This window comes from Pseudomonas sp. PS01298 (genome assembly GCF_029959745.1).
Classification (GTDB): domain Bacteria; phylum Pseudomonadota; class Gammaproteobacteria; order Pseudomonadales; family Pseudomonadaceae; genus Aquipseudomonas; species Aquipseudomonas aylmerensis.
Map to the genome: position 1 here is coordinate 24,592 of NZ_JASCPP010000027.1, position 25,051 is coordinate 49,642.

Below are 25,051 nucleotides of genomic sequence, written 5' to 3' on the forward strand. Positions count from 1 at the left end.
ATAGTGGAATCATGGCCAGACAATTGAATATCGACTTGTTACGCACCTTCCACGCCGTGGCGCGCTTTCGGCGCTTCAACGAGGCGGCCGAGCATGTGCACCGCAGCGCGTCGACCGTGACCACGCAGATTCAAAAACTCGAAGACCAAGTCGGCCAACGCCTGTTCAGCCGCAGCAACCAGGGTGTGGAGCTGACGCTGTACGGCCTGAAACTCCTCGGCGAAACCACCGAATTTCTCAAGAGCCACGACCGCCTGCTGATCACGCTGATGCCCCAGCGCATGCAGGGCAAAATCCGCCTGGGCATTCCCGACACCTACGCGCCGGCATTCATGCAGGAATTCCTGCCCGACTTGATCGCCGACAACCCGCTGCTCGAACTGGAAGTAGAAGCACGTACCAGTGGTGAATTGCTGAATTTATTCATGGCAAACCAACTGGACCTGACCATTACCGTGAGCGCACAACCGCTGGCACAGGGCGAACGCCTGGGGTCGGTTCAACCGTTGTGGGTTGCGGCCGAGGGCTTTAGCTGTGCGTCGAATGCGGCACTGCCGATCACCGTGCCTGTCGCCGGCTGCCCCTACCGCGCGGCGGCCTTGCAGGCGTTGAAGGATCACGGGGTTTACCACCGTGTGTTGCTGGAGAGCCCCAACTCATCAGCGGTTGAAGCCTGTGTGCGCAGTGGCGTGGCGGTAGGCCTGATGGAAAAAAGTCGCATGGGCGAAGGGCTGAAACACATGACGGAACTGCCGCCGTTGTCGGCGCAGCACTTGTACCTCCTCTGCGATACCGGCAATGCATTGGCGTTGCACCTGCACGAGCAGGTCAGGCACTTCAAGGTGTAGACACTGCGCACAAAAAAGCCCGCTGACCGTTACCGGTTCAGCGGGCTTTTTACACAGGCTCGGTACTTGGCTTACAGCGCCAGGTCAGAAGCCGGCTTGCTCGGCTCAGCCGCAGGCTTGGCAGCCTCGGTTGCCGTTGGAGCGGTGAGCTGCGGAATCGCAGGCGGTGGGGTCAGTTGCAGGATACCGGCGGTGTACGCCCATTCCTTGGCAACAGCCTCAGGACTGTCGTTCAGCTTGGTGCCGTAGCTCGGTACGATCTGGTGCAGTTTTTCCTGCCACTCAGGGGTCGCGACCTTGTCCTTGAACACTTTCTGCAGCACGGTCAGCATGATCGGAGCCGCGGTGGACGCGCCTGGCGATGCACCCAACAGGCCTGCGATGGTGTTGTCGGCGGAGCTGACCACTTCGGTACCGAGTTTCAGGACGCCGCCCTGCTCTTCGTCACGCTTGATGATCTGCACGCGCTGACCGGCTTGCCACAGGCGCCAGTCTTCTTTCTTGGCGTTCGGGAAGTACTCTTTCAGCGCGTTGTAGCGGTCGTCATCCGACAGCATCAGTTGGCCGGCAAGGTACTCGACCAGTGGGTATTCACGAATACCGACTTTGGTCATTGGCCAGATGTTGTGGGTGGTGGTGCTGGTCAGCAGGTCCAGATACGAGCCTTCTTTCAGGAACTTGGTCGAGAAGGTCGCGAATGGGCCAAACAGGATTACGCGCTTGCCATCAAGCACGCGGGTGTCCAGGTGCGGAACCGACATCGGTGGCGCGCCAACCGAAGCCTTGCCGTAGGCCTTGGCCAGGTGCTGTTCGGCGATGGCTGGGTTATCAGTCACCAGGAACGAACCACCCACTGGGAAGCCGGCGTATTCCTTGGCTTCCGGGATGCCCGACTTCTGCAGCAGGTGCAAGGCACCGCCGCCAGCGCCGATGAACACGAACTTGGCGTCGGTTTCAGTCTTGGTGCCGTCTTTCAGGTTTTTGTAGCTGACGCGCCACGAACCGTCGGCGTTCTTGGTGATGTCCTGCACTTCGCTCGACAGTTTCAGATCAAACTTCGGCGTGGTTTGCAGGTGAGCGACGAACTGGCGGGTGATCTCGCCGAAGTTCACGTCGGTGCCGATCGGGGTCCAGGTGGCCGCGATTTTCTGGTTCGGGTCACGCCCTTCCATCATCAGCGGAACCCACTTGGCGATCTGCGCCGGGTCTTCGGAGTACTGCATGCCGGCAAACAGCGGGCTGGCTTTCAGTGCTTCGTAACGCTTCTTGAGGAACTTGATGTTGTCATCGCCCCACACAAAGCTCATGTGCGGCGTGGAGTTGATGAACGAACGCGGGTTCTTCAGCACGCCCTGCTGGACCTGCCAAGACCAGAACTGACGGGAGATCTGGAACGCTTCGTTGATTTCGACCGCTTTAGGGATCTCAACGTTGCCGTTCTTGTCTTCGGGGGTGTAGTTCAGCTCAGCCAGGGCCGAGTGACCGGTACCGGCGTTGTTCCAGCCGTTGGAGCTTTCTTCGGCCACGCCGTCGAGGCGCTCGACCATTTCCATCGACCAGTCCGGCTGCAGCTCATTGAGCCATACACCCAGGGTCGCACTCATGATGCCGCCGCCGATCAGCAGCACATCGACTTTCTTTGCCTCTTCCGCGTGAACGGACGTTATCCCCAGCGACAAAGCCAGCCCCAGCAGGGCAGTGTTTACTTTTTTAAACATCAGTAGCACCTATGATAAAACGCCATCCGCCCTGCCGATCCGGATCATGGGCACCCCTCAATCACGCTGCGCCAGGCAACGCATCGCGGGGTGTGCACATTCATTCGGGGACCGCAGGGTGGGCACACAAGGCCGACGTGTCGACCTCACTTTTATGTCCCTTCTGCGCTGACTTCTTATCATTATTGGCTTCAGCTACCTGGGCGACAGCCAATCACCGGGACGTATACGGGTGTACGCACCGGAGAAAGACTAGACCAAGACGGCGCGCAGAATATCACGCCAAACAGCGGTTATGCGCTGTTTGGCCAATTGACAGCTCTGAATCGCGGGTTTTAACGCTTTACTGTCAAGCCCGATGGGCGCGACGTGGGGTCACAGGGTGGCCAGGGCGATGGAACTCTGCCGAAAAAGGCTGTTCTAGACACCTTCGTCGCTGCTTGCGTAGCATCGGCGGCTCTCCTTCGTGCCATTCATCCAAACAGAGCGATCCATGTCTATCCACCAAACTCCCGGGCACGTGCTGCCCGCGCGCAGTGCCGCCAAAATGGAAGCGGCCATGGCCGTGGGCGCTTTCGCTATCGGTACCGGCGAATTCGCCATCATGGGCCTGATGCCCGACATTGCCCACAACCTCAACCTCAGCGAACCCCAGGTCGGCCACGCCATCAGTGCCTATGCCCTGGGCGTGATGGTCGGCGCGCCACTGCTGGCAATCCTCGGCGCCAAACTGCTGCGCAAACATATGTTGCTGCTGTTGATGGGGCTGTATGCCTTGGGCAACCTGGCCACGGCGTTCACCCCGACCTTTGGTTCACTGGTGGCTTTCCGCTTTATCAGTGGCCTGCCCCATGGCGCCTACTTTGGCATCGCTGCCGTTGTCGCCTCCAGCATGGTGCCCACCGACAAACGCGCCGGCGCCGTCGCGCGGGTAATGATGGGGCTGACCCTGGCGATGCTGCTGGGCAACCCGATTGCCACCTTCCTCGGCCAGTATCTGGGCTGGCGTTCGGCATTTGCACTGGTCAGTGCCATCGCCGTGTGCACGATTGCGCTGGTCTGGCGCTACGTCCCCGATCGCCGCGATGAACCGCGCAGCGACCCGCGCAAGGAACTGCGCGCCTTCACCAAACCCCAGGTGTGGATGGCCCTGGCCATTGGCGCCATCGGCTTTGCCGGGATGTTCTGCGTGTTCAGCTACCTGGCGCCGACGATGCTTGAAGTCACCAAGGTGTCACCGCAATGGATTCCGTTCGGGCTGGCCGCATTTGGCGTCGGCGGGATTATCGGCAACATTGCCGGCGGCAAGCTGTTTGATCGCCTGCAATTTCGGGCGGTGGGTTTGATTCTGGTGTGGTCGATGGCGGTGCTGCTGTTCTTCCCATTCGCCGCCGGGTCGCTCTGGGGCGTGCTGCTGGGCATCGGCCTGGTCGGCACCATGGTGTCACTGGCCGCACCGCTGCAAATCCGCCTGATGGACATCGCGCACGAAGCACCGAGCCTGGCGGCCGCGTCCAACCATGCTGCGTTCAACCTGGCCAACGCGCTGGGCCCGTGGTTTGGCGGCATGGCGATTACAGCGGGGCTGGGTTGGACCAGCACCGGGTATATCGGCGCGGCCACGGCGCTGGTCGGGCTGGGCGTTTACCTGATGGCACGACGGATGCGAGGCGGTCATTGAACGAAAAAGGGGCAGGCAACCCTGCCCCGATCACGGGTTTAATCGTGCAGCAAGCCTGAGCTGTACTGGCTGAAACTACTGCCCAACCCGCTCCCGCCAACGTTCACCTTGGTCGCATTTGCGGCGCCATGGCCATCGAACGACTGACAGCCTTCGGAAAGGCATGTACTGGTGCTGACGCCCGCGCAACCACTGAGCAGCACAACACCGGCAATAAGCATGGTTTTTATCAGGTTCAAGCGCATTTTTCAGATCCCTGGCGGCTCAAGCGTGAACGATTGTGTCGTGCGGATGATCCTATGCCTGTGGGTTGCCAGGCATCATGAAGTTTCTCTACGTGACAGCTGCGGTTCAGGCTGCAATCAATATGCGGGCAGTCGTTTGAAACAACACCCACCAGAACAAACAGGAATTATTCGCATTTATTGGCAATGAGATGAATACATGGCATATGGCGGTTTTTTCTCTACACTCCGGGAACGTAAAGAAAGGAATTTTTCGTGAGCATTTCAACGAATTCAAAACCGCGTTCCACTGATGATGAAATAGACCTTATTCCACTTCTCCTCGCCTTGTGGTCAAGTAAGAAAACCGTAATAGCCACCACCGTCGCGGGCGCGGCTGTCTCATTTGCAATCAATGCGACGGCTCCCGAACAATGGACTGCCAGTACTTACATCACCAAGTCGTCGCTCTATAGTTTATATAAAGCAGTTAAAGACAACGATGCAAGCGCCCAAGCGAATACACCACCGCAGGAAACCGAGCTCTACAGCTCCATACAAAACGACATGTTCTATACGGCCATGGGCGTGATGGCGGCGCAGTCGGTTAACGTGAAGGAAACTGCGCCGAAGACAGGTAAAAACGAGGCTATCCTGTATATCGCATCGGCCACCGCGACCACTGAAGCGCTGGCGCGATCGCAACTCAAATCCGCCCTGGATACAGCGAACACGGACGCCATCGCGCTGAACTTACCCGCCTTGGCTTCTGATAATAACGTGCGCGCGTTCAACGCCCTCGACGACGTAAAAGCCGCCAATACCAGACCCTCAAAAAAATTCACCTTTCTAGGTGGCTTTTTAGGCTTGATATTAGGCAGCTTGTTCGTGATCAGTAGATTTCTCATACAGCAACACCAACACGCCCGTCGGACGTGAAGTGCGCTATAGAAATGCTTCAACCAGAAAATAGATAGTGCAGACCAACAGCGATGCAACAAAAAAAATAAACAATTTCGCAGAAAATGTCGTTTTCATTAATAGTACTTATAAGAAAGCAGGTGATGGCCTGGAGCCATTATCGCACTGCGCCACTCTTTATTCACAGTGTTTTTTGCGCGCGCGGGCGAGGAGCCCCCCCCCCTCTTTTCGGTCGTCTGGCATGCAGGCTTGCAACCACCAGCCGCCTCGCCAAGCGCAAGATTTTTCATCAAGGGAATGTCATGACGCAATGATTGAAGCCGGGCATCCTGGACCAGGGCAGGCAGCGCACGAATCCTGCCCTTGATTCCTGATAAACTCGCCCCCTCTGCCTTACCCACTCAGATTGTCCAATGTCCCTGACCAGCGCTTTATCGCAACCCTTGTCCCGCCGCTTTTCCGTCGCCCCGATGATGGATTGGACCGACCGCCACTGCCGGTACTTCCTGCGCCTGCTCTCCAAGCACGCCCTGCTCTACACCGAGATGGTCACCACCGGCGCAATCCTGCACGGCGATCACGAACGCTTCCTGCGTCACAACGAAGCCGAGCACCCGCTTGCGTTGCAGTTGGGCGGCAGTGTGCCGGCGGATCTGGCTGCGTGCGCGCGCATGGCCGAAGCTGCGGGGTATGACGAGGTGAACCTGAACGTGGGTTGCCCCAGCGACCGCGTGCAGAACAACATGATTGGCGCGTGCTTGATGGGTCACCCGGCCCTGGTGGCCGATTGTGTGAAGGCGATGCGCGATGCAGTGTCGATTCCGGTGACGGTGAAGCATCGTATCGGGATCAACGGCCGGGACAGTTACGCCGAGCTGTGTGATTTCGTCGGGCAGGTCAAGGACGCGGGCTGCACCAGTTTTACCGTGCATGCACGGATCGCGATTCTGGAGGGGTTGTCGCCCAAGGAGAATCGGGACATTCCACCGTTGCGTTATGACGTGGCGGCGCAGTTGAAGCAGGATTTTGCTGAGCTGGAGATTATCCTCAATGGCGGGATCAAGACGCTGGAGCAGTGCCACGAGCACTTGCAGACATTTGACGGCGTAATGCTCGGCCGCGAGGCCTATCACAACCCGTATTTGCTGGCAGAGGTGGATCAGCAGTTGTATGGCAGCTCGCAGCCGGTGATCAGCCGGGCTGAGGCGCTGGCGCAGTTGCGGCCTTATATTGCGCAGCACTTGGCCACGGGCGGCTCGATGCATCACATCACACGGCATGTGCTGGGACTCGGCACGGGCTTCCCCGGGGCGCGCAAGTTTCGGCAGTTGTTGTCGGTGGACATTCATAAAGCCACGGACCCTTTGGCGTTGCTGGACCAGGCTGGGGAGTTGTTGGAGGGGCGCTGATGGGCTGCGTGTCAGGGAAATGTTGAGTGGCTGGGCTGTTGTGGCGAGCAGGCTTGCCCTGCGTTGGGGTGCGAAGCGCCCCCAGTAGGACTGGTGCGATTTTTCAGTTGGAACGCGTTGATAGGTTTCAGGGCCGCTGCGCGACCCAACGCAGGGCAAGCCTGCTCGCCACAGGGAGACGGCTTCCACGGGACTGCGCTGCCCGCAGGGCAGTTGGGTTGAACCTGCCGGCCGTTTTGCCCTCCTATTTAACAGCAAGATCAGTCATTCAAACGGCTGTTTTCAGGTTGTTGCCCTCGCAAACGATCGAACGCATTTGCGCCCTTGAGCGCCTGCCAGCGCTCGGGTAATGTCATCAGACCCATAGGACAGAGCACGCCCATGACTTCCAAGCTGGAACAACTCAAGCAATTCACCACTGTCGTAGCCGATACCGGCGATTTCTCAACCCTCGCCAAGCTCAAGCCGCAAGACGCCACCACCAACCCTTCCCTGCTGCTCAAGGCCGCCTCGATTCCAGGCTATGCCAAGCTGCTGGATGAGTGTGTGAAGGACTGCAACGGTGATGTCGGCCTGGCCAGCGACCGGTTTGCAGTGGCCGTCGGCCAGGAGATCCTGAAAGTGGTGCCTGGGCGCATCTCCACCGAAGTGGATGCGCGCCTGTCATTCGATACCGACGCCGTGCTCAAGCGTGCGCACCGCCTGATCGACCTGTACGACAAGGCTGGTGTTGGCCGTGATCGCGTGCTGATCAAGATCGCCTCCACCTGGGAAGGTATCCGCGCGGCGGAGAAGCTCGAGAAAGAAGGCATCCAGACCAACCTGACGCTGCTGTTCTCCTTCGCCCAGGCCGTAGCGTGCGCAGAAGCCGGCGTGTTCCTGATCTCGCCGTTCGTGGGCCGTATCTATGACTGGTACAAGAAGGCCAATGGCAATGACTACACCGGCGCCGAAGACCCAGGTGTGCAGTCGGTAACGCGCATCTACAACTACTACAAGGCCAATGGCTACAAGACCGTGGTGATGGGGGCGAGCTTCCGTAATCTGAGCCAGATCGAAGAGCTGGCCGGGTGTGATCGCCTGACCATCAGCCCGGATCTGCTGGAGAAGCTGGCAGCCGATGAAGGCAAGCTGGAGCGCAAGCTTTCGCCAGGCCATGCCGGCGAAGCCCGTGTGCATCTGACAGAAGCGCAGTTCCGTTGGGAGTCCAACGAGGATGCGATGGCCACCGAGAAACTGGCCGAGGGTATTCGTCAGTTTGCTCGCGACCAGGAGAAACTGGAGGCGTTGCTGACTGCCAAGCTGTAAAAGCGGCGGTAGCAAAAAGGGCGGCACCCTCGCGGGTACCGCCCTTTTTTGTGTTTCATCGATCTTGAGCTGGCCACCGTTCAAGTTGCAGGCGCACGCTTGCTCACGGGTGCGGCAGCAACGGATAAGGTGATCGACACGCCGCCATCGCTGGCAAGCCAGCGCCTACCGTTGGAATCCAGGTCAGTGGCGTTCGAGGGCATTCACGAGATCGTGGAACGCTTCGCGATTGGACTCGTTCAGGCCCATCAGGATCTTGTGCGCTTCCAGCACCTTGACCCGCACCACTTCCTCGGACTGATCCTGGGAAGGCAGGTCGGTCAGGCATTCAGGGCATGGGATCGGGCGATCAACGATGTTGAACACCTGGTCGAAGCCCATGGACTGCAGCAGACGGGTGATGTCTTCATGGGTGGTGACGACCGTCGGCAACAGGCCGACCTTCTGCCGAGACAGAATGGACAACTTGGCCAACAACCCAAGGGTGGTGCTATCGATGCTGCGGGTTTCGGTCAGATCGATCACGATCGCCGAAAAATTCAACGCTGTGAAAATCCGCTCAATCGTCGCATCCAGCGCCGAACACAAGGTCAGGCGCACTTCACCGACAAATTTCAGGACGAAGGTCCCGTCTTGCTCGGCGAATTGGATTCTTCCGGTACTCATCAAAGATTCCTGCTCAACACCAATAGGGCGATATCATCCGGCATCTCCCCTAGCGTGGCCAATCCAAAAACCTGCCGCAGGCCATCCAGGCTGCCGCCCGCCGACTTGACCTTTTGGGGCAAGGCAGCTTCTTTCTCTTTGAGTGTAGGCTCTGGAAGCAGGTCCAGGATGCCATCGGACATCAGCGTCAGGCTGAACGTCGGTGGCAGCTCCAGGATGTGGTCTTCGTAGGTCGCTTCATTGAACAAGCCTACGGGCAGGCCACGCCCTTCCAGGTAGCGCACACTGTCGGGAGTGTACAAAACCGGCATCGGCAGGTGACCGCCGATGCTGTAGGTCAAAAGACCGGTTTCTTCATCAATCACGCCGCCTACCATCGTCACGTGCTTGCCCAGCTTGCAACTGATCAAGCCCCGGTTGATGTGGCCCAACACCTCGGAGGGGGTGAACTCCGGCAAGGTGCCATTGCGCTTGGATTCGAACAACAGCCGTGTGGTCATGAACTTCAACAACACGGTTACAAAAGCAGAGGATGCGCCATGGCCGGAAACATCGGCCAGGTAAAACGCGACACGCCGCTCATCAACACGGAAGTAATCGACGAAATCACCCGACAGGTACAACGACGGGATGATCTGGTGAGCGAACTGGAATTCGTCGATGGTCCACGGGCTGACCGGCAACATGTTCATCTGCACCTGGCGACCGGCGTTCTGGTCTTCCTGGAGCAGGTTCAGGCTGGCTTCGAGTTCGCGGTTGGCGGTTTCGAGCTTTTCGCGGTAACGCTGGTTTTCCAACAACAGGCGTGCACGGTCCAGGGCACGTCGTACCGAGTGCTCCAGCACCGCCAGGTCTTCCAAGGGCTTGATCAGGTAGTCGGCAGCGCCCAGGCGCAAGGCCTCGACGGCATCGTTCATCACCCCGGCACCGGACACGACAATCACCGGCGTCTGCGGGGCAAGCTCGGTCACCTGGCGAATCAGCTCGAGGCCGCCCATCTGGGGCATGCGCAGGTCGCAGATCACGAGGTCGGGCTTGTCGCGCTCGAACACTTGGAGACCCTGTTGGCCATTGCTGGCCTGCAGGACGCTGAAGCCACTGTCTTCCAAATAGGCCGCGAGGCTCGCGCGCACTACTTCGTCGTCATCGATTATCAGCAGCGTGGCACTGGTTTTTTGCATGTGGGCAAACGGCGCCAGAATTAGGTTGGCGTAGGTGGCTCGGCAATGGCCGGGCGCACGTACTGGATTCGCTTTCTAGCCTCTCTGTCCTACAACATACGGGATTTTAGCCCACGCACAACGGTAAAGCAGAGGTGCCCTTCTAAGGCGCAGACGGTACTCCCATCCGCCAGGGGTTTCAAGCTCATGCCGATGGTCGCCGGGCGTCTTTACACCGCAAATCACCGGGAGTTATAAGAACGGGCACGACCACAACACAAAGTAAGGATGGAACCCATGAGCGAACACGAGCGCGACTACGCCGAAAAACGCGATTTCATCCGCATGCGCGTGGATGCCGATGTGTCTCTTATCCACGCCGGGCAGGAGATTGCCGGGGTGTGCGTGGACCTTTCAAGCTCCGGAATGCAGGTCCAGGCGCCTCGCCATTTCAACGCAGGCGACCACCTGACGGTGCGCATCGAATCGGAGCACGCCGCACTCAAGGGGTTGGAGGCGGACACCGAAGTGGTCTGGACCAAGACCACCGGTGAGCAGCAGCAACTGGGCCTCAAGATCTTGAAAATGCACTGAAAAGTGCGCACAAAAAAAGGCGACCGCCAGGGTCGCCTTTTTTCATTTCAAAACGTCACGGCTTAGAAGTCGTCGACGACCTTGCCATCCTTGACCTTGAACTCACGGTTCTGCAGGTAGGCGTTGCGGATAAACGTGTATTTGTCGCCGGTGATCAGCTTCTCGCTGTCGAGCAGGCTGGCACGGGTGTCCACGATATTCAGGCCGAAGGTGCTGTTGCGCCAGCCGATATCGTTCATGTAGCGGTACGGTTGGGTGTAGCTGTCCACGTACTTGGACGGCGCGTCACGCAAGGTGCTCGGGCCCAGCAACGGCAGCATCACGTAAGGCCCGCTGCCGACGCCCCAGTAGCCGAGGGTCTGGCCGAAGTCTTCGTCACTGCGCTGCAGCCCCATTTTGGTGCCGACGTCGATAAAGCCCAGCACACCGAAGGTGGTGTTCATCAGCAGGCGAGCCGTGTCCACACCCGCCGCATGCGGCTTGAGCTGCAGCACGTTGTTGGCCAGGTTGCCGACATCGCCGATGTTGCGGAAGAAGTTGTGCACACCGTCCTGCACGAATTGCGGAGTCACAAACTGATAGCCCTGGGCCAACGGCTTGAGCGCGTAGGTATCAACGGTGTCGTTGAAGGTGAAGATCGGGCGGTTGACGCTTTCCCATGGATCGTCTTCGGACGCGGCCTGTGCGGCGAACGGCGCCAGCAGCACAGTGGCACACACCGACAGCTGAGCGAAGTAGTGGCTCCAGCGCATAGCTTTTGCTCCTTGAATGGTCTGTCATGGGCGCTATGCCCTGAATAAGACGGCCAGTATATGACGGAAGTGTCCAATTAGGCAGCATGCAGGAAACGACATACGGGAAATGCACAAAATTCCTACAATTAACCCTGCTGTCATCGGCTTGTCATCGTGCCCCGTTAGCGTCAGGGCTATTTCAGGGATGTTGAAATGCCTCACGCCGAGATTGCCATCGCCAGCGCGCCTGCCTTGACTGCAGTTCTGTTTGGCCTGAGTGGCTGCCTGGTGGACTTCGGTTCCCGGGCACGCACCGATTCCCCCACGCTGGGCTCCCATGCCACACCCGGCGCCCTGAAAATCCTGCGCAGCCTGAAGGATCAAGGCGTGCCCTGTGCCTGGCTGGATGAATTGCCACCCCCGGTGACCACCGCGCTGTCGGCCTCACTCCCCGAGTGGCTCAAGGCTGCATCGCCCTCCTCCATCCGCTGGCCTGCACCTCACGCGTGCTGGCAAGCCTTGATGGAACTGAATATCGAACGCCTGGAAGGCTGCGTGCTGGTCAGCGGCGAGCCGCGCTTGCTGCAATCGGGGCTGAACGCCGGCCTGTGGACTATCGGCCTGGCCTCGTGCGGCTCGCTGTGCGGCATGGCCCCCGAGCAATGGCAGGCGCTGAGCGAGCAGGAGCGCGAGTACAAGCGCGGCAAGGCCACCGTCGCCCTGTATGGCCTGGGCGTGCACTCGGTGATCGACCACCTGGGCGAGCTCGGCAGTTGCCTGGCCGACATCAGTCTGCGCCAGCTCAAGGGCGAGAAGCCCTGATCGAGATCATGCACGGAGGGCGCCAGTGGATTAATCTACAGGTCAGCTCGTAGACCTTTCTCGGCGTGCCGTGGTCTATGCCAGTGCCTATCGATAAAAGGAACCACGTCATGCCTGATCGCAAAAAACTGGAAGAACAGGTCGAGATCCTGCGCGGGCAGTTGGAACAGGAACCGCCGCTGCCGGAAGAAAAACGCGAAGCGCTGGAAGCCTTGATTGCCAAGTTTGAATTACAACTTGAACTTGAACCGGCGACTCAGACGCCGAGTATTTCCGATGATGTGAACCAAGCGGCCATAGAGTTCGATGCCGATCATCCGGTCATTTCCGGCACATTGCGCAATATCATGATCACCCTGGGCAACATCGGGATCTGAACCAAGCCCCAAGGCAAGCGCAGAAACCCATGTGGGAGCTGGCTTGCCTGCGATCGCGATCATTCAGTCATCCATCAGGTGACTGATACACCGCCGTCGCAGGCAAGCCAGCTCCCACATTTGATTTGCGTGATAGCTACTGGCGAGCCAGGCGCACGTTCTGGAACGCCACATCCTCGGTGCTGCGGTACGGGTTGATATCCAGCCCGCCACGCCGCACATACCGCGCATACACCGTCAGTGTCTCTGGCTTGAGCAAGCGCTGCAGGTCGAGGAAGATGCGCTCCACGCACTGCTCATGGAAGTCCGAATGCTGGCGAAAGCTCACCAGGTATTCGAGCAAACTGACGTGATCGAGTGCCGCCCCGCGATAGTCCACCACCACGCTGCCCCAGTCTGGCTGGCTGGTCACCGGGCAGTTGGATTTGAGCAAGTGGCTGTGCACGCTCTCCTCGACCACACGCGAAGCATCGCAGCGCAAGAGTTCGGGGCGCGGGTGTTCGTAGTTGCTGACGCTGATATCCAGATCGTCGATGCACACACCCGGCAAAGCCTGCACGCCTTCGGCTTCAACCTCGGCCAGACTGCGCACGCGCACGCTCACAGGCTTGCCGGCAGCCGCGCTGAGGTCGGTGCGCAGGGTGGCTTCCAGACTGTGTACGTCGGCAAACGCGCTCTGGTTGAGCGAATTGAGGTACAGCTTGAATGACTTGGATTCGATGATGTTCGGCGAATCGGCCGGAATGCTGAATTCACCGATGGCCACCACCGGCTTGCCCGATGGCAACAACCAGGACAATTCGAAGCAATTCCAGAAATCCACGCCTTTATAAGGCAGGGTCTCGGCGCTCAGGCCCAGCTCGGCCCATTTGGCGGCGCGCGGAATCGGGAACAACAACGAGGGGGTGTAGGTGGAGATGTATTCACTGGACTTGCCCAGCGGCGAATGTTCGGCTGCGGGATGCATGGCGGAAACCTGGCTAAATAAACCCCGCCAGTCTACCAGCCTTTGATCGCGCCTCTAAGAACCGCCTTACTCGACGGTCAGCTTGCCGACCATCCCCGCCTGGTAATGCCCCGGCAGGTTGCATGCGAACTCAAGCCCGGTGGCCTTGGTAAAGGTCCAGGTCAGCTCGGCGGTTTTGCCCGGCCCCACCAGCACACTGTTGGGGTCGTCGTGCTTCATGCCGCCCATGTCGCCATGGCCCATCGCACTGTGGTCCATCTTGCCCATACCGGTGGCGGTAAGCATGCCGCTCGCTTGCATCTGCAACATTTCCTTCTGGTGCTCGGCATGCATCGCCGCGTCACCCAGGTTGAATTCATGGAGCAACTGGCCTTTGTTGACGAGTACAAAGCGCACCGTCTCACCAGCCTTGACGTCCAAGGACTTGGGTGAAAAGGAAATGTCCTGCAGCGTGACTTGCACGGTGCGCGTGGCCTGGTTCGCCGGCGCCGGCTGGCCGAACGCGTATGTGTGAGCCGTGTCAGCCGCCGCACCGAAACTCAGCGCCAACAGGCAGCCTGCCAACATCAGGGGAGTACGCAACGCCATCTCTCTTCTCCGAAACTATGTAAACCGTAGGATCAGCACTCTAAGATGACGCCGCTGCCAGCCAGCTGACTGCTAGATTACAACTTTGTCAGGTTGCGCCCTTACCCCGGCCTCCACGGTATAAAGCCGGTCGTGCCCTGTTTGCCAAGAGCTGCCCATGAAACTGTTGATTGTCGAAGACCAAGCCAAAACCGGCCAATACCTGCGCCAGGGCCTGGCCGAGGCTGGCTTTACCACCGAATGGGTGGCCGACGGCGCCAGCGGCCAGCACCTGGCGTTGACCGGCGACTACGACCTGCTGATCCTCGACGTGATGCTGCCCGGCCGCGACGGCTGGCAAATCCTGCAAGCGGTGCGCGGCGCCGGCCTGGATATTCCGGTGCTGTTCCTGACCGCCCGGGACGCCGTGGAAGACCGCGTGCACGGCCTGGAACTCGGCGCCGACGACTACCTGGTCAAACCCTTCGCCTTTTCCGAACTGCTGGCACGCGTGCGCAGCCTGTTGCGCCGTGGCAGCAGTGCCCCGCAGGAAACCGCCTTGCAGTTGGCCGACCTGCGCCTGGATTTGATTCGCCGCCGTGTCGAACGGGACGGCCAGCGCATCGACCTCACCGCCAAGGAGTTCTCGCTGCTGGAACTGTTGCTGCGCCGCCAGGGCGAAGTGCTGCCCAAGTCGCTGATTGCCTCCCAGGTCTGGGACATGAATTTCGACAGCGACACCAACATCATCGAAGTGGCGATCCGCCGGTTGCGCCTGAAAGTCGACGACAACTACCCCACCAAGCTGATCCACACCGTGCGCGGCATGGGTTATGTGCTGGAGGCGCGGTGCAATTGATCTCGCGCCTGTCCCTGGCCAGCCGCCTGGCCTTGCTGTTTGCCGGCTGTACTGCGGTGGTGTCGCTGCTGGCAGGCGTGCTGTTCAATCATGCCAGCGAAACGCACTTTATCGAGCTGGACCAGCAACTGCTCGACGGCAAACTAGTCGCCTTGCGCAGTACCTTGCAGGGCGTCGACACACCGCAGCTGTTTGCCCAGCGCGAAGCGCAACTGCGCACCGAACTCGCTCGCCAACCCGACCTGACGCTGCGCATCAGCGCCGCTGGCCAGCGCTGGTTTGACGGCGCGGCGGGCATGAGCTTGCCCGAGGCACCGGGCTTGCACCGCCTGCAGAACGCCGGCACCGACTACCGCGTGTACAACGTGCCACTGGCGCCAAGCCAGCCGGACTCGCCGCAACTGAGCCTGATACTCGACATCACTCACCACCAACACTTCCTGCAGCGCATGCAGCACCTGATCTGGTTGACCGTCGGCCTCTCGGCCCTGGCCACCGCATTGCTCGGCGCCTGGGCCGCGCGCAGTGGGTTGCGACCCTTGCGACGCATGGGCGATGTGGCGGCCAGCGTCTCCGCGCATTCCCTGACCCAGCGCCTGCCCGAGCAGCACATGCCACCAGAGCTGGCGGAACTGGCCCAGGTCTTCAACGCGATGCTCGGTCGCCTGGATGACGCGTTCCAGCGCCTTTCGGCTTTCTCCGCCGATATCGCCCACGAACTGCGCACGCCGCTGTCGAACCTGTTGACCCACACCCAAGTCATCCTCACCCAGCCGCGCCCGCTGGAGGACTACCGCGAGGCGCTGCACAGCAACCTGGAAGAGTTGCAATGGATGGCGCAACTGGTCAACGACATGCTCTACCTGGCCAAGGCCGACCACGGCTTGCTGGTGCCCACGCGCGAACCGCTGGCGCTGGCGGAGGAAGTCGACGCGTTGCTGGAGTTCTTCACGCTGCTGGCCGAAGACGCGCAGGTCAGCCTGGTGTGCGCAGGCGCTGCCCATACACGCGGCGATCGCAGCATGCTGCGCCGGGCCTTGTCGAACCTGCTGGATAACGCGCTGCGGTTTACCCCGGCGGGTGGCGAAGTGCGGGTACGGATGACAGAAGGTGCCCGCGGGGTGACGCTGACTGTAGAGAACAACGGTGAAGGTATTGCACCGGCGCTGTTACCGCGCCTGTTTGATCGCTTCTATCGAGTCGACCCGGCGCGCCGCGAAGGCAGCAGCGAGCATGCGGGGCTGGGCCTGGCGATTACCCAGTCGATCGTGCGAGCGCATGGCGGAAGGATTTATTGTGAGTCGCAGGCAGGATGGACGCGGTTTGTGATTGAGTTGCCGAAGGAGGATTGAGGCAAGCTGGCGGGCCCTATCGCAGGCAAGCCAGCTTGTGAATACATTCAAATGTGGGCTGGCTAGCCTGCGATAGCGGTGTTAACGGCTACGAATATCTGAGGGCATGCGCCGGCTCAATCTTCGCCGCGCGATACGCCGGGTAAATGGTCGCCAAGAAGCTCAACACAAACCCCGCCGAGCAAATCAACAACACATCCCCACCCTGCAGCTCCGACGGCAGGTTGCTGACAAAATACACATCCGAACTGAAGATATGCTGCCCGGTCACGCGCTCCAGCCAGCCCACCAGCTCACTGACATTCAGCGCCGCAATCACCCCCAGCACCCCGCCGATCAAGGTGCCGACGATGCCGATCACCGTGCCCTGCACCATGAAGATCGCCATGATCTGCCGAGGCGTGGCGCCGATGGTGCGCAGGATCGCGATGTCTGCGCCCTTGTCATTCACCACCATGATCAAGGTCGCGATGATGTTGAACGCGGCCACGGCGACGATCATCAGCAACAGCAGGCCGATCATGGTCTTTTCCATCTTCATCGCGCTGAACAGGCTGCCCTGGGTGTGGGTCCAGTCGTCCGCCTTGTAGGCTGCACCGAGGCTGCCGGCGATGTCCGTCGAGACCTTGGGCGCTGCGTACAGGTCCTTCACCGCCAGGCGCACGCTCTGCACCTGGTTCGGCTGCCAATGCTGTATCTCGGCAGCGTCGGCCATATGGATCAGGGCCATGGAGCCATCCAGCTCGGCGCCGACCTTGAAGATGCCGACCACATTCAAGCGCTGCATGCGTGGGGTGATACCGCCCGGAGCGCTGCTGATTTCCGGCACGATCAGGGTCAGCTTGTCGCCCACACTCAGGCGAAAACGCCGCGCGGTGATTTCACCGACGACCACGCCGAACTCGCCGGGCTTCAGGTCGTCGAGTTTGCCCTGCACGATGTGCTGGGCCACGATCGACACCTTGCCTTCCTGCGCCGGATCGACGCCGCTGATCTCGATCGGCTGCATCGCGCCCTTGTAGGAGAACATGCCGTCCATCTGCGTGAACGGAACAGCGGCGGTGACTTCTGGATTTTTCATCGCCGCCGCAGCTACCGGCTGCCAATCATCGATCGGGTTCACGCCGACGATGGTCGCGTGGGGCACCATGCCGAGGATGCGCGAGCTCATTTCGCGCTGGAAGCCGTTCATCACCGACAGCACCACAATCATTGCCAGCACGCCCAGGGCGAGGCCGATCATCGAGGTCATCGAGATAAACGAAACAAAACGGTTGCGGCGCTTGGCGCGGGTATAGCGCGTGCCGATGAAAATCGATAACGGTCTGAACATTCGCGGGCACCGTTGAAAAAATGAAAAAACCCGGCGCTATAGGCACCGGGCTTGAAACGGGTCAGATGGCGACCAAGTGACCTTCCTGCAGGTGCAGCACACGGTCCATCTGGCGGGCCATGCTCATGTCATGGGTCACCACCAGGAACGCGGTGCGCATCTGGGTGCTCAGTTCCAGCATCAAGTCCTTGATGCCCTGGGCGGTGTGGGAGTCGAGGTTGCCGGTCGGCTCATCGAGCATCACCAGGCCCGGGTTGTTCACCAGGGCACGGGCAATCGCCACACGCTGGCGCTCGCCGCCGGACAATTCGGCCGGCTTGTGCTCCAGGCGATGGCCAAGGCCGACGCGCTCCAGCAACGCCTTGGCACGCTCGCGCGCCTGCGGGATCGCAGTCTTGCCGATCAACAGCGGCATGCACACGTTTTCCAGCGCAGTGAATTCCGGCAACAGGTGGTGAAACTGGTACACAAAGCCCAGCGAACGGTTGCGCAACTGGCCACGGGCTTTTTCACCCAGGGCCGACAGCTCTTCACCGGCCAGCCAGACGCTGCCCTGGGACGGCGTATCGAGGCCGCCCAGCAGGTTGAGCAAGGTACTTTTGCCGGAGCCGGAACTGCCGACGATCGCCACGCGCTCGCCCGGATGCAGTTCAAGTTGCAGGTTGGACAGCACCACCACCGATTCCGGGCCTTCCTCATAGGATTTGCCCAGGTTGCGGCAGCTCAGGATTGCTTTTTCACTCATGCCCGATTCACTCATAACGTAAGGCCTGTGCTGGCTGGGTACGTGCCGCGCGCCAGGCTGGATACAGGGTGGCAAGGAAACTCAGGACCAACGCGGCGCCACCCACCATCAGCACGTCCTGGGTTTGCACCTGGGACGGCAGGTAATCGATGAAGTAGACGTCGGCGTTGAGAAACTTGTGGCCGATCAGGGTTTCGAGGCCGGCGATCGCCGCACTCACATTCAGTGCGGCCAGGATTCCCACAGCCGTGCCGATCAAGGTGCCGACCACGCCGATCACGGTGCCCTGCACCATGAAAATCGCCATGATCTGCCCCGGCGTGGCGCCCAGGGTGCGCAGGATAGCGATATCGCCTTTCTTGTCATTCACCACCATCACCAGCGTGGAGATGATGTTGAAGGCGGCGACGGCGACGATCAGCAGCAACAGCAGGCCGATCATGGCTTTTTCCATGCGGATGGCCTGGTACAGGTTGCCGTGGGTGCGAGTCCAGTCGCGGGCGTAGTACTGGGATTCGCCCAGGTGCTGGGCAATTTCCCAGGCGCCGCGCGGGGCGTCGAACAGGTCGTTGAACTTCAGGCGCAGGCCCTGCACCTGGTCCGGCTGCCAGCGGTGCAGGCGCGCCAGGTCGGTGAGGTTGGTCAGGCCGAGGTAGCCGTCGATCTCGCCGGCGCCGACGTGGAAGGTGCCGACCACGGTGAAGCGCTTCATGCGCGGGAACATCCCGGCCGGGGTCACGGTGACTTCCGGGGCGACGAAGGTCAGTTTGTCCCCGAGGCCCACGCCGAGCTTCGCCGCGGCCTTGTCACCGATGACGATGCCGAAGCTGCCGGGCGCGAGGTCGTCGAGTTTGCCCTGCAGCATGAACTTGTCGATGATCGAGACGTTGCGCTCCTGGACCGGGTCGATGGCATTGAGCAGGATTTTCTGCACCTTGCCGTCATTGGTCAGCAGCCCCTGCATCTGGGTAAAGGGCGCGACGGCCACCACCTTGGGGTTCTGCTTGACCTTCGCGGCCAGGCTTTGCCAGTCGCTGATGGGCGCATCGCCCTCGATGGTCGCGTGGGGCACCATGCCCAGCACGCGGGTGCGCATCTCATGATCGAAGCCGTTCATCACCGACAACACCACGATCATCACGACCACGCCCAAGGCGAGCCCGATCATCGAGGTCAGGGAAATGAACGACACAAAATGATTGCGACGCTTTGCACGGGTATAACGCGTGCCGATAAATACGAAGAGAGGTCTGAACATGTCGGGGCTTGTTCGGAGGAAAAGAAGACGTCCCGGTGGCGGGGTCTGGTAAGCAGCTTTACACTCAGACCATTACCGTTACCTGGGGTTCGCCATGTCGACATTAGATGAAGAAGAGCGCCGCGAATACTACCGTATCGACGACATGATCGCACTTCAAATCAAAAGCCTGTCTGCCCCGGAAGCGGCGAGCAAAGAAGTGTTGCTGGATGATTCCCCGCTGTTCAATCTGCTCAGTGAACTGCACCTGAGCGAGTTCGAAGCCCAGCACCTGTTACGCCAGCTCAGCGAGAAAGACCGCACCCTCGCCGCCTTCCTGCGCGTGCAGAACAAACGCCTGGACCTGCTCAGCCAGATCATGGCGCGCGGCCTGCTGGATGAAGTCGGCGCGCCGCAGCCGGTGATCATTTCCGAAGGCGGCATCGACTTCCAGCACCCCACGCCCCTGCCGACCGGCGCGCACCTGGCGGTCAAGCTGGTGCTGATGCCCCAGGCGCTCGGCCTGTTGCTGCGCGCGCGGGTCACCCACTGCGATCCCAAGGGCGCAGGTTTTGATGTGGGCACGGAATTCGAATCCATGACCGATGCCCAACGCCAGCTGCTCGCGCGCTATATCCTGCAGAAACAAGCCCAGGAACGGCGCCTGGCGCGGGAACAGAGCGACGCCCAAGACACCTGAATTCGTATCACCCCGCCAGCAGACCTGGCGCATAGGAGCAACTGTGACCCTGATTTACGGCCACCGCGGTGCCAAAGGCGAAGCACCGGAAAACACCCTGACCAGCTTCCAGGAGTGCCTCAAGCACGGTGTACGCCGCTGCGAACTGGATTTGCACCTGTCCATGGACGGCGAGCTGATGGTCATCCACGACCCGACGCTCAAGCGCACCACTGACCGGCGCGGCAAGGTCGTCGAGTATTCGGCGGCGGACCTGGTGAAGATGGACGCGCGCAAAGGCGGCCCCGGCTGGGTCAAGCCGTGCCCGATCCCACGCCTGGAAGAGCTGTTCGAGCAGTGCGACTTCGATCACTGGCAACTGGAAGTCAAAAGCGCCTCGCGCACCCGCGCCGCAACCACCGTACTGGCCATCCGCGAAATGGCGGTGCGCTTTGGCCTGATGGACAAGGTCACCGTGACCTCAAGCTCGCGGGAAGTGCTGAAGGCAGCGGTTGAACTGACCCCGGACCTGTCACGCGGCCTGGTCGCCGAATACGCCTGGCTCGACCCGCTGAAGGTCGCGCAGAACTATGGCTGTGAGTTTCTGGCATTGAACTGGACGTTGTGCACCCCTGAGCGTCTGGAAAAAGCCCAGCGCCAGGGCTTGCACGTGTCCGTGTGGACAGTCAACGAACCCGCGCTGATGCGCAGGCTCGCCGACTTCGGCGTAGATAGCCTGATTACAGACTTTCCCGGTTTGGCCACTGCCACCCTCGAGAATTACTGAAATCGGTCTCCCCGGCCGGCTCAGGCCACCGGCCGGAGCCGCTCAAAAAAGCCGGTTGAGGCCGTCGTAGGCCGCTACCCGATAGGCTTCGGCCATGGTCGGGTAGTTGAACGTGGTGTTGACGAAATACTTGAGGGTATTGAGTTCACCCGGCTGGTTCATGATGGCCTGGCCAATGTGGACGATCTCCGACGCCTGATAGCCGAAGCAGTGCACGCCGAGCACCTCAAGGGTCTCGCGGTGGAACAGGATCTTCAGCATGCCTTGCGGCTCACCGGCGATCTGCGCACGCGCCATGCTCTTGAAGAACGCCTTGCCCACTTCGTAAGGCACCTTGGCCTTGGTCAGCTCATGTTCGTTCTTGCCGATCGAGCTGATCTCGGGAATCGTGTAGATCCCGGTCGGCACGTCGTTCACATAACGCCAGCTGCCATTGTCGACGATGCTGCCAGCGGCCGAACGGCCCTGGTCGTGCGCGGCACTGGCCAGGCTTGGCCAGCCGATCACGTCACCGGCGCCATAGATGTTCGCCACGCAGGTACGGTAGTTCTCGTCCACCTCGATCTGGCCACGGCTGTTGACCTTGACCCCGATGTTTTCCATGCCCAGCTTGTCGGTGTTGCCGGTACGGCCGTTGCACCACAGCAAGGCGTCGGCCTTGATCTTCTTGCCGGACTTGAGGTGCAGGATCACCCCGTTGTCCAGGCCTTCGACCCGCTCGTACTCTTCGTTGTGACGCACAGTGATGTTGTTGTTGCTGAAGTGGTAGCTCAACGCCTGGGAAATTTCCGAGTCGAGGAAGCTCAGCAGTTGGTCGCGGTTGTCGACCAGCTCTACCAGTACACCCAGGCCGCTGAAGATCGAGGCGTATTCACAGCCGATCACGCCGGCGCCGTAGATGATCAATTTGCGCGGGGTGTGGCCCAGGCTGAGGATGGTGTCGCTATCGTAGATACGCGGGTGGTGGAAATCGATATCCGCCGGGCGATACGGACGCGAACCGGTGGCGATGATGATGTGCTTGGCCACCAGCTTCTCGACCACGCCGTTGGGGCATACCACCTCGATGGTTTGCTCGTCGGCGAAGCTGCCGGTACCGAAGAACAGGTCGACACGGTTGCGGGCGTAGTAACCGGTGCGCGAAGCCACTTGCTTGGAGATCACCTTCTCGGCGCTTTTCAGCACGTCCGGGAACGAGAACCAGCGCGGCTCACCAATCGCCCGGAACATCGGGTTGGTGTTGAACTGCATGATCTGGCGCACCGAGTGACGCAAGGCCTTGGACGGGATGGTACCCAGGTGGGTGCAGTTACCGCCGACCTGGCGACGGCTATCGACCATCGCCACCTTGCGCCCTGCCTTCGCGGCGTTCATCGCCGCACCTTCTCCAGCCGGGCCGGAACCCAGTACCACCACGTCGTAGTTGTAGACAGCCATGCGTACTCCTCAGAACAGGCCAGGCGCACGGTTGAACGCCTGGCTAAATCATGCCGCGGCCAGCGGTCATGAAGGACAATTTGGCTCAAGTGTGTGAACCGGGGCACAGTCTATATAAGGCTCAACGCCGCGCACATTAACCCTTGGTCGCGTCGTAGGCCAGTCTTGCCTTTACTACAGAAACACGAAACAGGCATTACACTGCTGGCACGCACCTTTGCAGGACGAGCCATTATGCGGCATGTCGTTTTCTGTTTAATGATGATTTTTTCGCTGGCGGCGCAGGCGAGTGAGGCGGATCGGCTCCGGCAAGCCGATTTTGCGGCGCAATCCCATGAACTGGCGCTGAAAAACCAGACGGTGCTTACCTACCTGTGGGCGGATGTCTACGCGGCGGCGCTGTATGCCCCGTCCGACCTGAGCGCCAAGCAGGCTTGGTCGCAACAAAAAGCGTTGCGCCTGACGCTGTACTACTTCCGTGACATCGACCGCAACGATGTGATCAAAGCCGCGACTGCCACGCTGCAGCGCCAGCAGGCCAGCGCCCGACTGAAGCCCGAGATAGACAAACTGCACGCCAGTTTTCGCGATATCCGCAGCGGCGACCGGTATGCCCTGGATTTTCGTCCGGGGCGGGGCTTGAACCTGGAGATCAATGGGCAGGTGGTGTTCAGCAGTGGTGACGATGAGCTTGCCAGGACCTACCTGAGCCTCTGGCTGGCGCCCAATGGGCTGTCCGAGCGCTTGCGTACCCAGTTGCTCAATTGAAGATTTGCGCTGGCTGAACGACCGCCTTCGCGAGCAAGTCCGCTCTCACATTTAACCGCGCGCGCCCTGAAGACACCCGGTCGAATGTGCGAGCGGGCTTGCTCGCGAAGAGGCCCTCGCAGGCACAAAAAAGCCCCGAACCAGTCGGGGCTTTTTCATTCAGCGCACAGGCTTAGCGCGGGAATGCAGGCGGGTTGACCCCAGCCATGTCTTCCATCACGCGAACCACCTGGCAGCTGTAGCCGAACTCGTTGTCGTACCACACGTACAGCACAACGCGGTTGTCCTGGGTAATGGTCGCTTCCGCGTCCACCACACCGGCGTGGCGCGAGCCGACGAAGTCGGTGGACACCACTTCCTGCGAATTGACGAAGTCGATCTGCTTATGCAGGTCGGAGTGCAGCGCCATGTAGCGCAGGTACTCGTTCATCTCTTCACGGGTGGCGGCTTTCTCAAGGTTCAGGTTGAGAATCGCCATCGACACGTTCGGCGTCGGCACACGGATCGCGTTACCGGTCAGCTTGCCGGCCAGCTCAGGCAGGGCCTTGGCAGCAGCGGTAGCAGCACCGGTCTCGGTGATCACCATGTTCAACGCGGCGCTACGGCCACGGCGATCGCCCTTGTGAAAGTTGTCGATCAGGTTCTGGTCGTTGGTGTACGAGTGAACGGTTTCGACGTGACCGTTGACGATGCCGAACTTGTCGTTCACAGCCTTCAGCACCGGCACGATGGCGTTGGTGGTGCAGGAAGCGGCGGACACGATCTTGTCGTCAGCGGTGATTTCAGCGTGGTTGATGCCGTGAACGATGTTCTTCAGCTTGCCCTTGCCCGGAGCGGTCAGGACAACGCGATCGATACCCGGGCAGGCCAGGTGCTGGCCCAGGCCCTCGGCATCACGCCAGACACCGGTGTTGTCCACCAGCAGGGCGTCCTTGATGCCGTACTGGGTGTAATCCACCTCGGACGGGTTCTTCGCGTAGATCACCTGGATCAGGTTACCGTTGGCGGTGATGGTGTTGTTTTCTTCGTCGATGACGATGGTGCCGTTGAACGGACCGTGTACCGAATCACGACGCAACAGGCTTGCGCGCTTGGTCAGGTCGTTCTCGGCGCCTTTGCGCACGACGATGGCACGCAGGCGCAGGCCGTCGCCGCCACCGGTTTTTTCGATCAGGATGCGCGCCAGCAGGCGGCCGATACGACCGAAGCCGTACAGCACGACGTCGGTGCCTTTGCGGGCTGCGGCGTTTTGCTGGCCAACCACTTCGGCCATTTCTTCACGCACGAACTGCTCGGCGCTGCGGCCGGCACCTTCCTTGCGGAATTTATAGGCCAGCTTGCCCAGGTCTACCGAAGCCGCGCCGAGCTTGAGCTCGCTCATGGCCTTGAGCAGGGGGAATGTTTCGTGGACGGAGAGTTCGCTGTCGTCGGCAGAGCGATGGCGAGCAAAGCGATGCGCCTTGAGAATCGCGATGACTGATTGGTTGATCAGGCTGCGGCCATAGATCGAGCTCACCACATTGTTATTGCGGTACAGCTGACCGATAAGCGGAATCATCGCTTCAGCGAGTGCTTCACGGTCGATCCATTCACCAAGACACTGGTCGGGCTTCTGAGTCACGGGAACCTTCCACATGTAGGGGCAGAAAAAAGGGGCTACATTATGCCGCCCGACCGCCCTCGGAGCAATGCGCGCCCGGCAACAAAAAGTGCTTGCCAAAAACCAACACCGCGCTGCAGCCCAGTAAATACGCGGGTTCCAGAAGGCCACCTATTCGCCGGTAACGCCGACTTGTCCGTAACCCTCCGAAACATACGCGCGAAATGGCACTACATATTGAGTCAAAACACGCCATTG

General features: G+C 60.3%; 25 protein-coding genes. 13 read left to right on the forward strand and 12 right to left on the reverse strand.

The annotated features are described in order from the left end of the window. Positions 1 to 11 precede the first annotated feature (11 nt). Entirely contained in the window at positions 12 to 848 is an 837-nt protein-coding gene (locus tag QMX97_RS12330) for a LysR substrate-binding domain-containing protein (protein WP_282397020.1), read from the forward strand. Positions 849 to 919: 71 nt separating this feature from the next. Here QMX97_RS12330 and mqo read toward each other — a convergent pair whose 3' ends face one another. Then, the gene (mqo, locus tag QMX97_RS12335) at positions 920 to 2,566 is read right to left on the reverse strand and encodes a malate dehydrogenase (quinone) (RefSeq protein ID WP_201143752.1); all 1,647 of its coding nucleotides are present in this window, start codon (positions 2,564 to 2,566) and stop codon (positions 920 to 922) included. 493 nt (positions 2,567 to 3,059) lie between these two features. Between mqo and QMX97_RS12340 the strand changes: the two genes are divergently transcribed. Continuing rightward, positions 3,060 to 4,247, forward strand: coding sequence for an MFS transporter (locus tag QMX97_RS12340; protein WP_282397021.1), 1,188 nt, complete (start codon positions 3,060 to 3,062; stop codon positions 4,245 to 4,247). Between the two features lie 38 nt (positions 4,248 to 4,285). Here the strand turns inward: QMX97_RS12340 and QMX97_RS12345 are convergent, their stop codons facing one another. Next, a complete protein-coding gene (locus tag QMX97_RS12345; RefSeq protein WP_065901909.1) occupies positions 4,286 to 4,492 on the reverse strand; it encodes a hypothetical protein in 207 nt (68 codons plus the stop codon). Positions 4,493 to 4,747: 255 nt separating this feature from the next. On the opposite strand from QMX97_RS12345, the gene QMX97_RS12350 reads away from it, so the two are divergent. From QMX97_RS12350 to tal, 3 genes are all read left to right on the forward strand, one after another. Further along, the gene (locus tag QMX97_RS12350; RefSeq protein ID WP_106804804.1) at positions 4,748 to 5,410 is read left to right on the forward strand and encodes a Wzz/FepE/Etk N-terminal domain-containing protein; all 663 of its coding nucleotides are present in this window, start codon (positions 4,748 to 4,750) and stop codon (positions 5,408 to 5,410) included. Positions 5,411 to 5,805: 395 nt separating this feature from the next. Further along, positions 5,806 to 6,801: a tRNA dihydrouridine(20/20a) synthase DusA gene (gene dusA / locus QMX97_RS12355; protein ID WP_201143751.1), complete on the forward strand. Its 996-nt coding sequence runs from the start codon at positions 5,806 to 5,808 to the stop codon at positions 6,799 to 6,801. Positions 6,802 to 7,182: 381 nt separating this feature from the next. Continuing rightward, positions 7,183 to 8,109, forward strand: a complete 927-nt coding sequence (gene tal, locus QMX97_RS12360; protein WP_065901958.1) for a transaldolase — start codon at positions 7,183 to 7,185, stop codon at positions 8,107 to 8,109. 183 nt (positions 8,110 to 8,292) lie between these two features. Here the strand turns inward: tal and rssC are convergent, their stop codons facing one another. Continuing rightward, on the reverse strand, positions 8,293 to 8,775 hold the full coding sequence (rssC, locus tag QMX97_RS12365) for an anti-sigma factor antagonist RssC (protein WP_003172602.1): 483 nt from the start codon (positions 8,773 to 8,775) through the stop codon (positions 8,293 to 8,295). After that, complete coding sequence (rssB, locus tag QMX97_RS12370; protein WP_017737359.1) at positions 8,775 to 9,956, reverse strand: two-component system response regulator RssB; 1,182 nt, start codon at positions 9,954 to 9,956, stop codon at positions 8,775 to 8,777. The genes rssC and rssB overlap by 1 nt, the downstream gene beginning before the upstream one ends. A 276-nt stretch (positions 9,957 to 10,232) precedes the next feature. On the opposite strand from rssB, the gene QMX97_RS12375 reads away from it, so the two are divergent. Then, positions 10,233 to 10,529: a PilZ domain-containing protein gene (locus QMX97_RS12375; protein WP_282397022.1), complete on the forward strand. Its 297-nt coding sequence runs from the start codon at positions 10,233 to 10,235 to the stop codon at positions 10,527 to 10,529. A 62-nt stretch (positions 10,530 to 10,591) separates the two neighbouring features. Here the strand turns inward: QMX97_RS12375 and QMX97_RS12380 are convergent, their stop codons facing one another. Then, positions 10,592 to 11,281 carry a VacJ family lipoprotein gene (locus QMX97_RS12380; RefSeq protein ID WP_065901968.1) on the reverse strand — a complete coding sequence of 230 codons (690 nt, stop codon included), beginning with the start codon at positions 11,279 to 11,281 and terminating at the stop codon, positions 10,592 to 10,594. Positions 11,282 to 11,476: 195 nt separating this feature from the next. On the opposite strand from QMX97_RS12380, the gene QMX97_RS12385 reads away from it, so the two are divergent. Beyond that, positions 11,477 to 12,085: a phosphatase gene (locus QMX97_RS12385; protein WP_106804808.1), complete on the forward strand. Its 609-nt coding sequence runs from the start codon at positions 11,477 to 11,479 to the stop codon at positions 12,083 to 12,085. Positions 12,086 to 12,195: 110 nt separating this feature from the next. Then, positions 12,196 to 12,462 carry a DUF4404 family protein gene (locus QMX97_RS12390; RefSeq protein ID WP_065901972.1) on the forward strand — a complete coding sequence of 89 codons (267 nt, stop codon included), beginning with the start codon at positions 12,196 to 12,198 and terminating at the stop codon, positions 12,460 to 12,462. A 136-nt stretch (positions 12,463 to 12,598) separates the two neighbouring features. Here the strand turns inward: QMX97_RS12390 and queF are convergent, their stop codons facing one another. Further along, positions 12,599 to 13,429 carry an NADPH-dependent 7-cyano-7-deazaguanine reductase QueF gene (gene queF / locus QMX97_RS12395; RefSeq protein WP_282397023.1) on the reverse strand — a complete coding sequence of 277 codons (831 nt, stop codon included), beginning with the start codon at positions 13,427 to 13,429 and terminating at the stop codon, positions 12,599 to 12,601. A gap of 66 nt (positions 13,430 to 13,495) precedes the next feature. Next, positions 13,496 to 14,017, reverse strand: a complete 522-nt coding sequence (locus tag QMX97_RS12400; RefSeq protein ID WP_282397024.1) for a cupredoxin family protein — start codon at positions 14,015 to 14,017, stop codon at positions 13,496 to 13,498. Positions 14,018 to 14,174: 157 nt separating this feature from the next. Here QMX97_RS12400 and QMX97_RS12405 point away from each other — a divergent pair, with 157 nt between their 5' ends. After that, the gene (locus QMX97_RS12405) at positions 14,175 to 14,855 is read left to right on the forward strand and encodes a heavy metal response regulator transcription factor (RefSeq protein ID WP_065901979.1); all 681 of its coding nucleotides are present in this window, start codon (positions 14,175 to 14,177) and stop codon (positions 14,853 to 14,855) included. Continuing rightward, positions 14,852 to 16,207 carry a heavy metal sensor histidine kinase gene (locus QMX97_RS12410; protein WP_282397025.1) on the forward strand — a complete coding sequence of 452 codons (1,356 nt, stop codon included), beginning with the start codon at positions 14,852 to 14,854 and terminating at the stop codon, positions 16,205 to 16,207. Before QMX97_RS12405 ends, QMX97_RS12410 begins: the two co-directional genes overlap by 4 nt. 88 nt (positions 16,208 to 16,295) lie before the next feature. Here the strand turns inward: QMX97_RS12410 and QMX97_RS12415 are convergent, their stop codons facing one another. From QMX97_RS12415 to QMX97_RS12425, 3 genes are all read right to left on the reverse strand, one after another. After that, on the reverse strand, positions 16,296 to 17,540 hold the full coding sequence (locus QMX97_RS12415; RefSeq protein ID WP_065901983.1) for a lipoprotein-releasing ABC transporter permease subunit: 1,245 nt from the start codon (positions 17,538 to 17,540) through the stop codon (positions 16,296 to 16,298). A gap of 61 nt (positions 17,541 to 17,601) precedes the next feature. Further along, entirely contained in the window at positions 17,602 to 18,285 is a 684-nt protein-coding gene (lolD, locus tag QMX97_RS12420; RefSeq protein WP_162946070.1) for a lipoprotein-releasing ABC transporter ATP-binding protein LolD, read from the reverse strand. A gap of 7 nt (positions 18,286 to 18,292) precedes the next feature. After that, positions 18,293 to 19,543 carry a lipoprotein-releasing ABC transporter permease subunit gene (locus tag QMX97_RS12425; RefSeq protein ID WP_065901986.1) on the reverse strand — a complete coding sequence of 417 codons (1,251 nt, stop codon included), beginning with the start codon at positions 19,541 to 19,543 and terminating at the stop codon, positions 18,293 to 18,295. A gap of 94 nt (positions 19,544 to 19,637) precedes the next feature. Here QMX97_RS12425 and QMX97_RS12430 point away from each other — a divergent pair, with 94 nt between their 5' ends. Both QMX97_RS12430 and QMX97_RS12435 read left to right on the forward strand, forming a co-directional pair. Beyond that, complete coding sequence (locus QMX97_RS12430) at positions 19,638 to 20,222, forward strand: PilZ domain-containing protein (protein WP_065901988.1); 585 nt, start codon at positions 19,638 to 19,640, stop codon at positions 20,220 to 20,222. A gap of 43 nt (positions 20,223 to 20,265) precedes the next feature. Beyond that, complete coding sequence (locus QMX97_RS12435; protein ID WP_065901990.1) at positions 20,266 to 20,988, forward strand: glycerophosphodiester phosphodiesterase family protein; 723 nt, start codon at positions 20,266 to 20,268, stop codon at positions 20,986 to 20,988. 42 nt (positions 20,989 to 21,030) lie between these two features. Here the strand turns inward: QMX97_RS12435 and sthA are convergent, their stop codons facing one another. Continuing rightward, entirely contained in the window at positions 21,031 to 22,425 is a 1,395-nt protein-coding gene (gene sthA, locus QMX97_RS12440) for a Si-specific NAD(P)(+) transhydrogenase (RefSeq protein ID WP_016975273.1), read from the reverse strand. Between the two features lie 234 nt (positions 22,426 to 22,659). Between sthA and QMX97_RS12445 the strand changes: the two genes are divergently transcribed. Further along, positions 22,660 to 23,193 carry a chalcone isomerase family protein gene (locus QMX97_RS12445; RefSeq protein ID WP_106804811.1) on the forward strand — a complete coding sequence of 178 codons (534 nt, stop codon included), beginning with the start codon at positions 22,660 to 22,662 and terminating at the stop codon, positions 23,191 to 23,193. Positions 23,194 to 23,365: 172 nt separating this feature from the next. On the opposite strand, the gene QMX97_RS12450 is transcribed toward QMX97_RS12445, so the two are convergent. Further along, entirely contained in the window at positions 23,366 to 24,829 is a 1,464-nt protein-coding gene (locus QMX97_RS12450; RefSeq protein WP_106804812.1) for a glyceraldehyde-3-phosphate dehydrogenase, read from the reverse strand. Positions 24,830 to 25,051 lie beyond the last annotated feature (222 nt).

What these genes read in the sequence shown, in the direction of transcription:
- QMX97_RS12330 (WP_282397020.1), top strand. Translation starts at nt 12, where the DNA reads ATGGCCAGACAATTGAATATCGACTTGTTACGCACCTTCCACGCCGTG.
- mqo (WP_201143752.1), bottom strand. Translation starts at nt 2,566, where the DNA reads ATGTTTAAAAAAGTAAACACTGCCCTGCTGGGGCTGGCTTTGTCGCTG.
- QMX97_RS12340 (WP_282397021.1), top strand. Translation starts at nt 3,060, where the DNA reads ATGTCTATCCACCAAACTCCCGGGCACGTGCTGCCCGCGCGCAGTGCC.
- QMX97_RS12345 (WP_065901909.1), bottom strand. Translation starts at nt 4,492, where the DNA reads ATGCGCTTGAACCTGATAAAAACCATGCTTATTGCCGGTGTTGTGCTG.
- dusA (WP_201143751.1), top strand. Translation starts at nt 5,806, where the DNA reads ATGTCCCTGACCAGCGCTTTATCGCAACCCTTGTCCCGCCGCTTTTCC.
- tal (WP_065901958.1), top strand. Translation starts at nt 7,183, where the DNA reads ATGACTTCCAAGCTGGAACAACTCAAGCAATTCACCACTGTCGTAGCC.
- rssC (WP_003172602.1), bottom strand. Translation starts at nt 8,775, where the DNA reads ATGAGTACCGGAAGAATCCAATTCGCCGAGCAAGACGGGACCTTCGTC.
- rssB (WP_017737359.1), bottom strand. Translation starts at nt 9,956, where the DNA reads ATGCAAAAAACCAGTGCCACGCTGCTGATAATCGATGACGACGAAGTA.
- QMX97_RS12375 (WP_282397022.1), top strand. Translation starts at nt 10,233, where the DNA reads ATGAGCGAACACGAGCGCGACTACGCCGAAAAACGCGATTTCATCCGC.
- QMX97_RS12380 (WP_065901968.1), bottom strand. Translation starts at nt 11,281, where the DNA reads ATGCGCTGGAGCCACTACTTCGCTCAGCTGTCGGTGTGTGCCACTGTG.
- QMX97_RS12385 (WP_106804808.1), top strand. Translation starts at nt 11,477, where the DNA reads ATGCCTCACGCCGAGATTGCCATCGCCAGCGCGCCTGCCTTGACTGCA.
- QMX97_RS12390 (WP_065901972.1), top strand. Translation starts at nt 12,196, where the DNA reads ATGCCTGATCGCAAAAAACTGGAAGAACAGGTCGAGATCCTGCGCGGG.
- queF (WP_282397023.1), bottom strand. Translation starts at nt 13,429, where the DNA reads ATGCATCCCGCAGCCGAACATTCGCCGCTGGGCAAGTCCAGTGAATAC.
- QMX97_RS12400 (WP_282397024.1), bottom strand. Translation starts at nt 14,017, where the DNA reads ATGGCGTTGCGTACTCCCCTGATGTTGGCAGGCTGCCTGTTGGCGCTG.
- QMX97_RS12405 (WP_065901979.1), top strand. Translation starts at nt 14,175, where the DNA reads ATGAAACTGTTGATTGTCGAAGACCAAGCCAAAACCGGCCAATACCTG.
- QMX97_RS12415 (WP_065901983.1), bottom strand. Translation starts at nt 17,540, where the DNA reads ATGTTCAGACCGTTATCGATTTTCATCGGCACGCGCTATACCCGCGCC.
- lolD (WP_162946070.1), bottom strand. Translation starts at nt 18,285, where the DNA reads ATGAGTGAAAAAGCAATCCTGAGCTGCCGCAACCTGGGCAAATCCTAT.
- QMX97_RS12425 (WP_065901986.1), bottom strand. Translation starts at nt 19,543, where the DNA reads ATGTTCAGACCTCTCTTCGTATTTATCGGCACGCGTTATACCCGTGCA.
- QMX97_RS12430 (WP_065901988.1), top strand. Translation starts at nt 19,638, where the DNA reads ATGTCGACATTAGATGAAGAAGAGCGCCGCGAATACTACCGTATCGAC.
- sthA (WP_016975273.1), bottom strand. Translation starts at nt 22,425, where the DNA reads ATGGCTGTCTACAACTACGACGTGGTGGTACTGGGTTCCGGCCCGGCT.
- QMX97_RS12445 (WP_106804811.1), top strand. Translation starts at nt 22,660, where the DNA reads ATGCGGCATGTCGTTTTCTGTTTAATGATGATTTTTTCGCTGGCGGCG.
- QMX97_RS12450 (WP_106804812.1), bottom strand. Translation starts at nt 24,829, where the DNA reads ATGTGGAAGGTTCCCGTGACTCAGAAGCCCGACCAGTGTCTTGGTGAA.